Raw genomic sequence first — 13,973 nt, 5'->3', positions numbered from 1 at the left:
CGGTATGTCCCGCGCCTCGAAGACGGAGGCGGTCGTGCTCCGCAGCTTCCGGTTCGGCGAGGCCGACCGGGTGCTGCACCTCTACACCGAGGAGCACGGGCGGCTGGGCGCCGTTGCGAAGGGCGTGCGGCGCACCCGCAGCCGCCTCGGAGGCCGGCTCGAGCCGTTCTCGCATGTCGAGCTCCTGCTCCATCGTGGCCGCGGTGAGCTCCTCACGGTGACCGGTGCGGCGCTCGTTCGGGCGCACGACCGGATCCGCGCGGACTCGTACCGCCTCGGGGTCGGCATGATCGGGCTCGAGGCGATGCTCCGCCTGTTCACGGGCGAGGAGCGGAACGACCGCGCGTTCCTCGCGCTCACCCGGTTCCTCGACGCGCTGGACGACGCGCCGTCGCGGGCGCCCGAGAGCCCGGCGCTCGACCCGCTCGTCCTCTCGTTCCAGCTCAAGCTGCTGTGGGTCTCCGGGTACCTGCCGCATCTCGACAGCTGCGTGGAGTGCGGTGCGGAGACCGGGCTCGCGGGCTATCTCCCGGCGGCGGGCGGTGTCGTCTGCGGCCGATGCGACGTCGGGGCGATCCGGGTGTCGCCCGACGGGCTGCGGGCGATCTCCGCGCTCCTGCGTGCCCCGATCGCCGACGCTCCGACCGTCGGGCTCGAGCGCGCAGGCGCGCGCGACGCGCTCGCGGTCGTGACGGCGTCCTACGAGTTCCAGGGTGGGTTCAGGCTGCGCACCGTGACCGCGTAGCGACGGCGCCCGTGCCGTGACGATCTCGGCTCACACGCGATCCGGGGTCGGTGCACACGTGGCCCCCGCACGGGGTTACGATCGAGCTGCGGGGAGGAGGTTGGAGGACCCCGGGCCGGCGTCGTGAGGACGTGCGCGGCCCGGCTCCGCTCCAGCGCGTCGCCCGTGGCGCTGCGCCGAGTGGGCTGTGGCCGGGACGCGAGGAGCAGCGGTCGGGCCGTGGCGGGTCGTGCGACCGCGGCCCCGGTGACATCGGCGGCCACCGACTAGCATGACCCGTCCCATGGCGCTCAACTTCCAGGACATGATCGCCCGGCTCCAGGGGTACTGGGCCGAGCGCGGGTGCATCGTCATGCAGCCCTACCACACCGAGCTCGGCGCCGGCACCTTCAATCCGGCGACCGTGCTGCGCTGCCTCGGCCCGGAGCCGTGGAGGACGTTCTACGTGGAGCCGTCGATCCGCCCCACGGACGGCCGGTACGGCGAGAACCCGTACCGGTTCCAGCACTACTTCCAGGGACAGGTGATCCTCAAGCCTGCCCCGCCCGACGTCATCGACCTGTACCTGGGCTCGCTCGCCGCGATCGGCGTCGACCTCGCGCGACACGACGTGCGTTTCGTCGAGGACGACTGGGAGGGGCCGACGCTGGGAGCGTGGGGCCTCGGCTGGGAGGTCTGGATCGACGGCATGGAGGTGACGCAGTTCACGTACTTCCAGCAGGTCGGAGGGCTCGACCTGGCGCTGATCCCGGCCGAGATCACCTACGGGCTCGAGCGCCTGGCGATGTTCATCCAGGACGTCGACAGCGCCCTCGACATCGAGTGGGCGTCGGGCGTGACATGGGGTGACGTCTACCGGGAGAACGAGCGGCAGTGGTCGACGTACAACTTCGAGCAGGCTCCCGTCGACGTCCTCGAGCGCCGCTTCGCGGAGTACGAGGACGAGTGCGCGCTCCTGCTCGGCGCCGGGCTGCCGATCCCCGCGTACGACCAGGTGCTCAAGGCATCGCACGCCTTCAACCTCCTCGATGCCCGGGGTGCGGTGTCTGCGACGGAGCGCGCCGCGTACATCGGCCGTGTCCGTACGCTCGCACGCCGTGTCTGCGAGGCGTACTTGGCCGACCAGGGAGGGGAGGGCTGATGCCGACGCTCCTGCTCGAGATCGGCTGCGAGGAGCTGCCGTCGAGCGCCGTCTACGAGGCGGGAGGCCAGCTCCCGGGGCTCGTCCGCGAGCATCTCGGCACCGATCCGTCCCAGCTGTTCCTCGGCCCGCGCCGACTCGCCGTCCTCGTGCCGGACCTCCCCGCCGAGGTGCCGGAGGAGTGGGTGAAGGGGCCGCCGGTCTCCGTCGGCGAGAAGGCCGCCGAGGGGTTCGCCCGCAAGCTCGGCGTGCCCCGTGACGCCCTCGTCGAGCGGGACGGGACGCTCGGCTGGGTGAAGCCGGCGGAGCCGCTCGCCGTCACGCTGCCGACGCGCGTGAAGAGCATCGTCTCCGGGATCGCGTTCTCGAAGTCGATGACGTGGGAGCCGGGCGGGATGCGGTTCGCGCGGCCGGTGCGGTGGACGCTCGCCCTGCTCGACGACGAGGTCGTCGTCGGGTCGGTGTCCCAGGGCCGACGGATTCCCGGCGGCGACGTGGTGGTCCCGGCCGCCACGGCGTACGCGGAGACGCTCCGCGAGCACGGAGTCGAGCCGGACCTCGAGCGCCGCCGGGAGCTGGTCGTGGAGGGCCTCGACGCGCTCGGTGGATGGACCGACGCGCTCGCGAAGCTGCCCGAGGTCGTGAACCTCGTCGAGTGGCCGACCGTGGTCGAAGGGGCGTTCGACGAGCGCTTCCTCCGGCTGCCGCGCCGCGTCGTCGAGACGGCGATGCAGTCGCACCAGCGGTACTTCCCGCTCGGCGGCACACGGTTCGCGATCGTCGCGAACGGAGGCGATCCCGACGTCGTGCGCGCGGGCAACGAGCGGGTGCTCCGGGGCAGGCTCGAAGACGCCGAGTTCACGTTCGAACGTGACGTGGCCGTCGGGATCGAGCAGCTCGTCGCGCGTCTCGGTGCGATCACGTTCCTCCGGGGGGGCGGCACGTACGCCGACAAGAGCTCCCGCCTCCAGTCCCGCGTTCGAGAGCTCGGAGGGGGCGCCGACGCGGTCGAGGCGGCACGTCTGTGCAAGGCCGACCAGGCGTCGGAGCTCGTGCGCGAGTTCCCGGAGCTCGAGGGGCACATCGGCGCCGAGTACGCGCGGCTCGGCGGCGCGGCCGAGGCCGTCTGCGTCGCGATCGACGAGCACTACCTCCCAGACGGCGCGGTCGCACCGCTGCCGTCGACGGGCGACGGGCGCGTGCTCGCCGCCGCCGACCGGCTCGACACGCTCGAGGTGGCCTTCGGGCTCGGGCTCAAGCCGTCGGGGTCGCGCGACCCGTTCGCGCTGCGCCGTGCCGCGATCGGGCTGTGTCGGCTCGCGATCGAGGGCGGCGTCGCGGTCACGCTCGAGGACGAGGCGCTGAGGGAGTTCGTCGAGGAGCGCCTCGAGGGCGTGCTCGACGCTTCGGTCGAGGTCGTCCGCGCCGCGCGGGGCGCCCCCCACGACGACCTGCGCACGGTGGCGGAGCTCGTGCGCTTCCTGCACGGCCTCGACGAGGAGCGGCTCGCCCCGGTTCGAGAGGTGCACCAGCGCGCGTCGCGGATCGTCGGCGACACGACCGACGACGAGCCCGTCAACAGGCTGCTGCTGCGCGAGGACGCCGAGCAGGCGCTCGTCGAGGCGCTCGACGGGTTCGCGCCCTCGGGCGCGCTCGACGCAGACTTCGACGCGGCCGCACGACTCGCTCCGATCGTCGAGCGCTTCTTCGACGAGGTGCTCGTGATGGATCCCGACGAGGCGGTGCGGGCGAACAGGCTGCGACTGCTGCGCGACGTGCGCGACCGCGTCGGCCTGCTCGGCGACTTCGGACAGCTCCCCGGCTAGGCGGCGCCCCCGCGGTGGCCGGGAAAGGGACACCGGCGATCACGGCGGCCGCAACGGCCGGGATCGCCTTCCGCGTCCACGAGTTCCCGCACGATCCACGTGCCGAGTCCTACGGTCGCGACGCCGTGGAGAAGCTCGGCGTCGACCCGGCGCGCGTCTTCAAGACGCTCGTCGTCTCGATCGACGGGACGCTCACGGTCGCGGTGCTGCCGGTCGAGGCTGTGCTCGACCTCCGTGCGCTCGGCAAGCGTGCCGCGCTCGCGAGACCCAGGGACGCGGAGCGGGCGACGGGCTACGTCGTCGGAGGGATGAGCCCCCTCGGCCAGCGGCGGTGGCTGCCGCTCCTCCTCGACGAGTCCGCGCGCGACCATGACACGATCCTCGTCAGTGCCGGCCGGCGAGGGCTCGACATCGAGCTGTCCCCGGTGGATCTCCTCCGGCTCACCGCGGGACGCTGGGCACCGCTAGCCTCCCGCACGTGACGGACGGCCACACCGACGTCCCCGTCGAGCTGCACATCGTCTCCGACTCGACAGGGGAGACCGCAGCACGTCTCGTCCTCGCACTCGAGGCGCAGTTCCCCGACCTCGTGTTCGAGGAGGTGCGGCACCCACGCGTCGAGACGCGGGATGACCTCCAGCTCACCGTCTCCCGGGCGCGTGGACGGCCCGCCGTCATGGTGTACACGCTCGTCGAGCGTGGGCTGCGGGAGGAGATGCGGCGGCTCTGCCGGAGTGCGCGGGTCCACTACTGCGACCTCCTCGGCCACCCGATCGACTCGATCTCACGCGTGGCGGGAGTGGCCGCGAGGATGGAGCCCGGCGCGCGCGCGCCGCTCGATCAGACGTACTTCCGCCGCATCGAGGCGATCGAGTTCGCGGTCAAGTACGACGACGGCGTCGGCGGCGGGCTCGACGAGGCGGACGTCGTGCTCGTCGGCGTCTCCCGGACGTCGAAGACACCGTTGTCGATCTACCTCGGGTACCTCGGTCACAAGGCCGCGAACGTCCCGGTCGTCCGTGGGGTGGATCCACCGGACGTCCTGTTCGAGATCGACCGGGCCAAGATCGTGGGGCTGACGATCGACGCCGAGCGCCTGTCCGAGATCCGCGGCGAGCGCGTCCGCTCGATGGGGGCCCCGCGGAAGCACTACGCGGACCTCGCGGCCGTCTACGCGGAGCTCGACCTCGCGGCCGCCCTCCATCGCCGCCTCCGCTGTCCCGTGATCGACGTCTCGGAGCTGTCGGTGGAGGAGACGGCGATGCGCATCGTCAAGCTCGTCGACGAGCGGCGGCGCGCGCGGAGGCGACGGTGAGCGGGCGGAGCCTCTGGCGCTCGGAAGGCCGCGCGCTGTCCGACAAGGGCTGGGCGCCGCTCCGCTACTGGGTGACGTGGTGGACGGCGCTCGGCGTCGGCGTCGTGCTCTTCTACGTCGTGCTCACGCCGCTCTGGCTCGGTCTGCGGGCCGCCGCATGGCTCGCGGACGTCCGTGCGCGTCTTCAGCGCGGGTCGAGCCGGTAGACCTCGCCCGTCAGCGCCGTCACGTAGATGCGACCGGCGCCGCCGACGCCGAAGCTCGTCAGCTGGGGGACGTCGAGGCCGAGGTCGTCCGACCGGGCGACCGCCCCGGCTTCGTCGAGCATGAGCGCGGTGATGCGGCCGAGGCAGAAGTCGCCGAACAGGTACCGGCCGACGAGGTCGGGCAGCCGCGGGTCGCGGACGACGAGCCCGCCGATCACCGAGCACGCGCCGCGGGAGTGGTCGACCTCGAAGAGCGGCGGCACGAGGCCGTCACCACACGTGGCCGTCCGGTCGAACGGGAGCGTGCCCTCGAAGCAGGGCCAGCCGAAGTTCAGGCCCGACGCCCCGGGCGGGACGACGTCGATCTCCTCTCGCTCGGCGTAGCCGACGTCGCCGATGAACATGCGGCCGGTCTCGTGGTCGATCCAGAAGCGCCACGGGTTGCGGAGGCCCGTCGCCCAGATCTCCGGACGGGCGCCCTCGACGCCGACGAACGGGTTGTCGGCCGGCACTGCGTACGGCGTGCCGCCCCGGGGGTCGATACGCAGGATGTTCCCGAGGAGGTCGTCGAGCGTCTGCGCGAACGCCCCCGGCGGGTTCAGCACGCCGGAGTCGCCGTCGCCGACGGCGGCGTAGAGCATGCCGTCGGGCCCGAACTGGAGCATGCCCCCGTTGTGGTTCTCATACGGCTCGGTGATCCTGAGCAGGAGTCGCTCGCTCCCGGGGTCGAGCCGGTCCGGATCGACCTCGAAACGGCGATACTCCACGATCTCGACGTCGCCGCTGCCGCGGCGGGCGGTGTAGTAGACGTAGGCGAGGCCGCTCGTTGCGTAGTCCGGCGCGAATGCGAGGCCGAGCAGCCCGGTCTCGTTCGCGGCCTGGACGCGATCACGGATGTCGAGGAAGGGCCGTTCGAGGGTCTCTCCGTCCTTGACGACCCGGATGACTCCCGGCTGCTCGACCACGAACAGGCGATCGTCGCCCGGCGGTGCCGTGACGAGCACCGGGCGAGCGAACGCCCCGACCCGCTCCAGCTGCACGAGCCCCGTCACGTCGACGGATGGCGGTGACGGCGGCCGCGGTGGCGCAGGCGGCTTCCCGACGGAGAACACGCCCTTCATCCCGAGCTTGGCGTGCCCGGGGACCGAGCAGAGGAAAGCGAGGCGTCGCTTCTTCGGGAACCGGACGGTGAGGGTCTGCGACCGCCCCGGAGGCAAGACGCGCGTGCGCTTGCCCGCGATCACGAAGTCGTGGGGCACGGCGCCGCGGTTGCGAACGAGGAAGCGGACCGTCGTGCCGGCCGGGACGGCGCGGCGCGACAGCGCGAACGAGAAGTCCTTCGCGTCGACGCGGATCGTCACCGGCCGCGTGGTGGCGGTGTCCCCGCCGCGGGCGGCCGCCGACCAGGCGACCGCGACGACGGTCGCCGCCGCGGCCGCGACGATCACGGCGCGTCCCAGTCGCTTCGCACGGGCCCCGGTCACGGCGGCAGGCTAGCCGTGAGAACGCCCGGGACGGCGGCGAGGAACGCGTCGACGTCGGCCTGGCTACGGAGACGCACGGGCTGGAACCGGGCGAGCTGCAGCGGATAGTCCCGTCGTCGCCGACGGTGCGTGCGCAGGGCGTGGAGGACGACGGAGTCGCGGGAGAACGTCGTCCGGAGCGTCTCACGGTTCCCGTTCCAGAGCTCCTCCCCGTGGACGACGCGTCGTGTCGTGCGTGTGAGGAGCCGCGGCAGCCAGATGTGCAGCGGCAGGTCGAGCCAGACGACCGTGTCTGCGGACTCGAGGACGAGATCGCCCAGCTTGTCCCGGTACGCCCCGTCGATCACCCACGCGTCGTCGGCCACGATCGCACGGACGGCGGATGCGAGCTCGGCGGGCGTCGCCTCCGTCCAGCCGGGGCCGTGGTTGAGCGCATCGAGCTCGTGGAACGGGACACCGAGGCGCACGGCGAGCGCGTGCGCGAACGTCGTCTTGCCGTTGCCGCTCGCGGAGGCGAGCACGCAGACGCGCCTCACGTCAGCGGGCGCGCGGTGACGTGCCGCCCCCGGGCCTCGTCACGGCGAGACGAGCGCGGACGCCGGCGGCTCGCCTCGACGGAGTCTCCGTCCACCTCGACATCGTCGCAGAGCGCTCACGACCCGGGCCGCGCGGGCAGCCTGGGCCGGCCGTCTCCCCAGGCGGGAGGCGACCGCCGTGTGCGAGGATGGCGGCCGATGCGCTACGTGTACGGGTTCGAAGAGGAGGCCCCAGGGGGCCGTGAGCTGCTCGGCGGCAAGGGCGTCGGGCTCGCCGAGATGACCGCGCTCGACCTCCCCGTGCCGGCCGGCTTCACGATCACGACGGATGCGTGCCGCGCCTACACGGCAGCGGGCCGCCAGGTCCCGGACGGCCTCGACGAGGAGGTCGACGAGCACATCGTCGCTCTCGAGGAGCGGGCCGGGAAGCGGTTCGGAGACCCGCACGACCCGCTGCTCGTGTCCGTCCGCTCCGGCGCGGCGATCTCGATGCCCGGGATGATGGACACGATCCTCAACCTCGGGCTCGGCGACGTCGCCGTCGCGGGCCTCGCCGAGTCGACCGGGAACCCGCGGTTCGCCTACGACTCGTATCGCCGCCTGCTCCAGATGTACGGGGAGGTCGTCGAGGGCATCGACGGGCACCACTTCGAGAACGCGCTCACGGAGCTGAAGCGGGAGCGCGGGGTCACGCAGGACCTCGATCTCGACGCCGACGACCTCCGCGAGCTGATCGCGACGTTCGAGCAGATCTTCGCGCAGGACGCAGGCGCGCCGTTCCCGCAGGATGCGCGCGAGCAGCTGCGCCGCGCCTACCGTGCGGTCTTCGATTCGTGGGACACCCCTCGGGCCCAGGTCTACCGGCGGACGTACGAGATCCCGGACGACCTCGGCACGGCGTGCAACGTCGTGCAGATGGTGTTCGGCAACAGGGGGGAGCGCTCCGCCACCGGGGTGTGCTTCACGCGGGATCCGTCGACGGGCGAGGCCCGGCTCTACGGGGAGTTCCTCGTCAACGCCCAGGGCGAGGACGTCGTCGCGGGCATCCGCACGCCGGAGCCGATCGAGCGGATGCGCGACGTGCTGCCCGACGCCTACGACGAGCTCGTGACGACGCTCGAGCGCCTGGAGGAGCACTACCGCGACCTCCAGGACATCGAGTTCACCATCGAGGAGGGGACGCTCTACCTGCTGCAGACCCGCACCGGGAAGCGCACCGCGCGTGCGTCGCTCCGTGCCGCCGTCGACATGGTCGACGAGGAGCTCATCACCAGGGAGGAGGCGGTCGCCCGGATCGACCCGGCCCAGCTCGACCAGTTGCTCCACCCGATGATCGACCCCGACGCGGCGGTCGTGGTCGCGGCGGAGGGCCTGAACGCGTCACCGGGAGCAGCCTCGGGCGCGATCGTGCTCGACGCCGACACCGCGGAGGAGCGCGGACGCGCCGGCGACGACGTCATCCTCGTGCGCTGGGAGACCACCCCGGACGACATCCACGGCGTGATCCACGCGAAGGGGATCCTCACGGCACACGGCGGGATGACGTCGCACGCGGCCGTCGTCGCGCGCGGGATGGGCAAGCCGTGCGTGGCGGGGTGCGACGCGCTCCACATCGACGCGACGGCCGGGGTGATCCGCCTCGGCGAGCAGGAGCTCTCCGAGGGGGACGTGATCACGATCGACGGCGGCACCGGCCGCGTGATCATCGGGTCGGTGCCGCTCGTCGCGCCCTCGATCGACGAGAACTTCCGGACAGTCCTCGGCTGGGCCGACGGGATGCGCCGGCTCGGCGTGCGCGCGAACGCGGACACGCCCGAGGACGCGGCCAAGGCGCGGGAGTTCGGCGCGGAGGGGATCGGGCTCTGCCGCACCGAGCACATGTTCATGGCGCCGGAGCGGCTCCCGGTCGTGCAGCGCATGATCCTGGCCGACGCCGAGCCGGAGCGCCGGGCTGCGCTCGACGACCTGCTGCCGATGCAGCAGGCCGACTTCGAGGGCATCTTCGAGGCGATGCGCGGTCTTCCCGTGATCATCCGGCTGCTCGACCCGCCGTTGCACGAGTTCCTCCCGTCGCTCGAGGAGGCGACGAGCGACGCGATGCGGACGCGCATCCGACAGCTGCACGAGGCCAACCCGATGCTCGGCAGCCGCGGCTGCCGCCTCGGCCTCCAGTTCCCGGAGATCTACGAGATGCAGGTCCGTGCGATCGTGCGGGCGGCGAGGGCGGTCGCGGACCGCACCGGTGAGCCGCCCCTCGTCGAGATCATGCATCCGCTCGTCGGGTTCCGCGAGGAGCTGCGCCGGCTCCGGGAGCTGACGGAGGCGGTGGCGCAGGAGGAGCCGTCCGTCGCCTACCTCTGCGGAACGATGATCGAGCTGCCCCGGGCGTGCATTCGCGCCGACGAGATCGCGGAGGTGGCCGACTTCTGCTCCTTCGGCACGAACGACCTCACCCAGACCGCCCTCGGCTTCTCGCGCGACGACGCGGAGGGCAAGTTCCTCACGCACTACCTCGAGGACGGCGTGCTCGACGCGAACCCGTTCGAGACGATCGACCAGGACGGCGTCGGCGACCTGATGCGGATCGCCGTCGAGCGCGCACGGGGGACGAAGCCGGAGATCAAGCTCGGCATCTGCGGCGAGCACGGCGGCGAGCCGCGTTCGGTTGCGTTCTGCCACGAGCTCGGCCTCGACTACGTCAGCTGTTCGCCCTACCGGGTTCCGGTCGCCCGGCTGGCCGCGGCGCAGGTGGCGCTGGCGGAGGCGGGCGTGGTCGCCGTCGCGATCGGCGGCTGACACCCCCGGATCGCCCCAGGGGCCCGTCCCTGCGCCATGCGGGGATCCCCTGATCGGGTCTGCGTCGAAGCCCTGTCGCCGGGCGGAACGCCCGGCTCTACCGTGGAGCAAAGCCCTCGACAGGAGGGGTGCGTGCGGACGAGTGTGCTCGACGGGAGACGCGAGGTCGTCGACCCACAGAGGCTCGAACGGGCCGTTGCCCGCCTTCGTGAGAACCGTGTCGCGCTCCCGACGTTCGCCCAGCTCGCCGACCCGGCGCTGATCCCGGCGGCGGTGCGGGCGGCGCTGTCGGGGGTCGACCCCGACGCGGCGCACCCTCTCAACCTCTTCCGCGTGCACTGGTACAACGCCGCGAACCGGGTCGACGCGGTCGCCGTGCCCGAGCACCTCGTGCTCCCGCGCGAGCTGACGGGCGTCGACGCCCCGATCGTCGTCGTGCTCGGCGACCGGTTCCCGCTGATCGGCGCCCACAAGGTGCTCGCCGCGTACGCCTGCCTGGTGCCGCGGCTCGTCACGGGCGCGTTCGACCCCACGCACCAACGGGCGGTCTGGCCGTCCACCGGGAACTACTGCCGGGGCGGGGTGGCGATCTCGCGGCTCCTCGGCTGCCGCGGCGTCGCCGTGCTCCCGGAGGGGATGAGCCGGGAGCGCTTCGAGTGGCTCGAGCGGTGGGTGGCGGACCCCGCGGACATCGTCCGCACCCCGGGCACCGAGAGCAACGTGAAGGAGATCTACGACGCGTGCCGCGAGCTCGCCGCCGACCCCGAGAACGTCGTCCTCAACCAGTTCTCCGAGTTCGGGAACTACGTCGTCCACTACCTCGCGACCGGAGCCGCCCTGGAGGCGGTCTTCCGGCACCTGGCCGCTCGCCGGAGCGGCCTGTCGCTGCGTGCGTTCGTCGCCGCCACCGGCTCGGCCGGGACGATCGGCGCCGGCGACTACCTGAAGCAGCACCTCGGCTCGCTCACGGTCGCGTGCGAGGCCCTGGAGTGCCCGACGCTGCTGCGGAACGGGTTCGGCGAGCACAACATCCAGGGGATCGGCGACAAGCACGTGCCCCTGATCCACAACGTGATGGCGACCGACATGGTGCTCGCCGTCTCCGACCGCGCAACCGACCGCCTGGGCGTGCTCTTCGGCACGGACGTCGGTCGGTCGTACCTGGGGCGGCGCGGCGTGCCCGACGACGTGCTCGCCGCCCTGCCCTCGCTCGGGCTCTCGAGCATCTGCAACGTCCTCGGGGCGATCAAGGTCGCGAAGTACCACGACCTCGGGCCGGACGACGCCGTCGTCACCGTCGCCACCGACGGCGCGGCGCTCTACGAGAGCGAGCAACGGGCGGCGCTCGGTCGGTACTTCGGCGACGGCTTCGACGAGCTCGACGCGGCCGAGGCGTTCGGCGAGCACCTCTTGGGGACGACGACCGACAACCTCCTCGAGCTCGGGCGCACGGAGCGCGAGCGGATCTTCAACCTCGGCTACTTCACGTGGGTCGAGCAGCAGGGAGTCCCGGTCGAGGAGTTCGAGGCGCGGCGCGCCCCGGGGTTCTGGGCGACGGTCCGGGAGGCCGTCCCGGCATGGGACGAGCTCATCGACGACGTCAACGCGCGCACCGGCGTGCTCGAGGAGTCGTGAGACCGCCCGCCTCACGTCTCGTCTGTGCGGCGTGCGGCGCCGTCGTCCCCTGGTCGGAGGCGACGCCGTTCCGCTGCCCGGACGCACTGCCCGGCGACGACGTCGACCACGTCCTCCGGCGCGAGCTCGATCCGTCGACGGCCCGCTTCCCGGCGACGGACGACCCGAACCCCTACATCCGGTTTCGCTCGCTCCTCCACGCGTACCACCTGGCGCTGCGCGGCGGCCTCGGCGACGAGGCGTTCTGCGGCCTCGTCCGGGAGCTCGATGCGCGCATGGCCGACGTCGACGGCCACGGCTTCGCTGTCACGCCGTTCGCGCGCAGCCCGGGACTGAGCGCGGCCGTCGGGCTCTCCCCGCCGGGCGGCGTCTGGGTGAAGGACGAGACGGGCAACGTGTCGGGGTCGCACAAGGCCCGGCATCTCTTCGGGGTGCTGTTGCACCTCGAGGTCGCGGAGCGGCTCGGGCTCGCCGATCCGTCCCGTCGGCGGGAGCTCGCGATCGCGAGCTGCGGGAACGCCGCACTCGCCGCCGCCGTCGTCGCGCGCGCGGGCGGGCGCACGCTGCGCGTCTTCGTCCCGTCCGACGCCGATCCCGTCGTTCTCGACCGCCTCGAGCAGCTCGGTGCCGTGATCGTCGTCTGCCCGCGCGACGGCCGGCCCGGCGACCCTGCCTACCGCCGCCTCCTGGAGGCGCTCGACGAGGGAGCCGTGCCCTTCACGTGCCAGGGGAACCTGAACGGCCTCGCCGTCGAGGGGGGAGAGACGCTCGGCTGGGAGATCGCCGCCTCCGGCGTCGCCGTCGACCGACTCGTCGTCCAGGTGGGCGGCGGTGCGCTCGCGAGCGCCTGCGTGCACGCGCTCGCCGAGAGCGTCGAGCTGGGTGCGCTCCCGGCCTCGCCACGCATCGACACGGTGCAGACGGAGGGGGCATGGCCGCTGAAGCGCGCATTCGACGCCGTCCGTGCGAGGGGCCCGACGGCGGAGGCGCTCCGCTTCGCGGCCCGGCACCGCTCGCAGTTCATGTGGCCGTGGGAGGTCGAGCCGCGCAGCGTCGCGCACGGGATCCTGGACGACGAGACGTACGACTGGCTGGCCGTCGTGGAGGGGATGCTCGCCACCGGCGGCCGCCCCCTCGTCGTCGACGAGGAGACGCTCCGGCGCGCCAACGCGCTCGCGCTGGAGGCGACCGGGATCGCCGTCGACCACACGGGATCGGCGGGTCTCGCCGGGCTGCTCGCCCTGTCGCGAGCGGGCGAGCTCGCCGCCGACGAGCGCATCGCAGTGCTGTTCACGGGGGCCGTGAGATCGGCTCCCGAGGGAAGGAGCAACGAGAATGAGGAGCTTCCTCGGACGAGACATCCTGTCGCTCAAGGGCTTTGAGCGCGCCGAGTTCGAGCACGTGTTCGACGTCTGCGACGAGCTGGCGCCGATCGCGAGGCGTCGCCGGAACGCCGACCTGCTCGCGCACAAGACCCTCCTGACCGCCTTCTACCAGCCGAGCACCCGCACGCGACTGGCGACGGAGGCCGCGATGCACCGGCTCGGAGGGCACGTCCTCGGCTTCTCCGACGCGAAGATGACGCGGGCCGGCGACTTCTACCAGGAGTCGATCAAGGACACCGTGCACATGCTCGAGTACTACGGCGACGTCATCGCGATGCGCCACTTCGAGCAGGGGGCGCCGGCCGAGGCGGCGCGGTGGGCGTCGGTGCCGGTGATCAACTGCGGCGACGGCTGGGGCGAGCACCCGACGCAGGTGCTGACCGACCTCTACACGACGAGGTGCGAGCTCGGCACGGTCGACGGCGTCACGTTCCTCCTCGTGGGCGACATGCGCATGCGGACGATGCACTCGATCCTCTACGCGCTGTCCCAGTTCGACGCCCAGGCCTACGTGGTCGGGCCGCCGGACATGTCGCTCCTGCCCGAGTTCAAGGCGGAGCTCGACGCCCTCAGCGTCCGCTACCGGGAGGCCGAGTCGGTGGCGGAGGTGATCGCGGAATGCGACGTCGTCTACATGGAGCCGGTCGTCCAGCCCGACTACACGAAGTCGCGCGACGAGCGTGGCGACGTCGTCGGGACGACGCCCGAGGCCTACCGCGTGACGCGCGAGCTCCTCCGCGAGCGCGCGAAACCGGGAGCGATCGTGCTGCACAGCCTGCCGCGGATGGACGAGCTCCCGGAGGACGTGGACGCGACGCGTCACGCCCGCTACTGGCAGGAGGCGTTCAACGGCGTCGTGATGCGGATGGCCCTCCTCGCGCTCGTCCTCGGGGCGATGGAGTAG

12 protein-coding genes are annotated in these 13,973 nt (G+C 72.4%); 10 read left to right on the top strand and 2 right to left on the bottom strand.

Annotation, left to right across the window (positions count from 1 at the left end):
• The first annotated feature begins 4 nt into the window (after positions 1-4).
• The 6 genes from recO (at position 5) to AC162C_RS12995 (ending at position 5,233) form a co-directional block, all read left to right on the top strand.
• On the top strand, positions 5-745 hold the full coding sequence (recO, locus tag AC162C_RS13020; protein WP_484097915.1) for a DNA repair protein RecO: 741 nt from the start codon (positions 5-7) through the stop codon (positions 743-745).
• Between the two features lie 283 nt (positions 746-1,028).
• A complete protein-coding gene (locus AC162C_RS13015) occupies positions 1,029-1,886 on the top strand; it encodes a glycine--tRNA ligase subunit alpha (protein ID WP_462975408.1) in 858 nt (285 codons plus the stop codon).
• On the top strand, positions 1,886-3,712 hold the full coding sequence (gene glyS / locus AC162C_RS13010; RefSeq protein ID WP_484097914.1) for a glycine--tRNA ligase subunit beta: 1,827 nt from the start codon (positions 1,886-1,888) through the stop codon (positions 3,710-3,712). The genes AC162C_RS13015 and glyS overlap by 1 nt, the downstream gene beginning before the upstream one ends.
• Before the next feature lie 14 nt (positions 3,713-3,726).
• On the top strand, positions 3,727-4,194 hold the full coding sequence (locus AC162C_RS13005) for an aminoacyl-tRNA deacylase (RefSeq protein WP_484097913.1): 468 nt from the start codon (positions 3,727-3,729) through the stop codon (positions 4,192-4,194).
• A complete protein-coding gene (locus tag AC162C_RS13000; RefSeq protein WP_484097912.1) occupies positions 4,191-5,027 on the top strand; it encodes a pyruvate, water dikinase regulatory protein in 837 nt (278 codons plus the stop codon). Before AC162C_RS13005 ends, AC162C_RS13000 begins: the two co-directional genes overlap by 4 nt.
• Positions 5,024-5,233, top strand: coding sequence for a hypothetical protein (locus tag AC162C_RS12995; RefSeq protein ID WP_484097911.1), 210 nt, complete (start codon positions 5,024-5,026; stop codon positions 5,231-5,233). Before AC162C_RS13000 ends, AC162C_RS12995 begins: the two co-directional genes overlap by 4 nt.
• On the opposite strand, the gene AC162C_RS12990 is transcribed toward AC162C_RS12995, so the two are convergent.
• Both AC162C_RS12990 and AC162C_RS12985 read right to left on the bottom strand, forming a co-directional pair.
• A complete protein-coding gene (locus AC162C_RS12990) occupies positions 5,212-6,717 on the bottom strand; it encodes a PQQ-dependent sugar dehydrogenase (protein WP_484097910.1) in 1,506 nt (501 codons plus the stop codon). The genes AC162C_RS12995 and AC162C_RS12990 overlap by 22 nt on opposite strands.
• Positions 6,714-7,238, bottom strand: a complete 525-nt coding sequence (locus AC162C_RS12985; RefSeq protein WP_484097909.1) for a P-loop NTPase family protein — start codon at positions 7,236-7,238, stop codon at positions 6,714-6,716. The genes AC162C_RS12990 and AC162C_RS12985 overlap by 4 nt, the downstream gene beginning before the upstream one ends.
• Positions 7,239-7,451: 213 nt before the next feature.
• Between AC162C_RS12985 and ppdK the strand changes: the two genes are divergently transcribed.
• From ppdK to pyrB, 4 genes are all read left to right on the top strand, one after another.
• Entirely contained in the window at positions 7,452-10,049 is a 2,598-nt protein-coding gene (gene ppdK, locus AC162C_RS12980) for a pyruvate, phosphate dikinase (RefSeq protein ID WP_484097908.1), read from the top strand.
• Positions 10,050-10,181: 132 nt separating this feature from the next.
• Entirely contained in the window at positions 10,182-11,684 is a 1,503-nt protein-coding gene (locus AC162C_RS12975) for a pyridoxal-phosphate dependent enzyme (protein WP_484097907.1), read from the top strand.
• A complete protein-coding gene (locus tag AC162C_RS12970; RefSeq protein ID WP_484097906.1) occupies positions 11,681-13,066 on the top strand; it encodes a pyridoxal-phosphate dependent enzyme in 1,386 nt (461 codons plus the stop codon). The genes AC162C_RS12975 and AC162C_RS12970 overlap by 4 nt, the downstream gene beginning before the upstream one ends.
• Entirely contained in the window at positions 13,020-13,973 is a 954-nt protein-coding gene (gene pyrB / locus AC162C_RS12965) for an aspartate carbamoyltransferase (protein ID WP_484097905.1), read from the top strand. Before AC162C_RS12970 ends, pyrB begins: the two co-directional genes overlap by 47 nt.

The organism is Gaiella sp. (assembly GCF_057140465.1).
The sequence above is the reverse complement of the archived record's forward strand: the minus strand, read 5'-3'. Positions and strand labels throughout refer to the sequence as shown.

What these genes read in the sequence shown, in the direction of transcription:
- ppdK (WP_484097908.1), top strand. Translation starts at nt 7,452, where the DNA reads ATGCGCTACGTGTACGGGTTCGAAGAGGAGGCCCCAGGGGGCCGTGAG.
- recO (WP_484097915.1), top strand. Translation starts at nt 5, where the DNA reads ATGTCCCGCGCCTCGAAGACGGAGGCGGTCGTGCTCCGCAGCTTCCGG.
- pyrB (WP_484097905.1), top strand. Translation starts at nt 13,020, where the DNA reads ATGAGGAGCTTCCTCGGACGAGACATCCTGTCGCTCAAGGGCTTTGAG.
- AC162C_RS13015 (WP_462975408.1), top strand. Translation starts at nt 1,029, where the DNA reads ATGGCGCTCAACTTCCAGGACATGATCGCCCGGCTCCAGGGGTACTGG.
- glyS (WP_484097914.1), top strand. Translation starts at nt 1,886, where the DNA reads ATGCCGACGCTCCTGCTCGAGATCGGCTGCGAGGAGCTGCCGTCGAGC.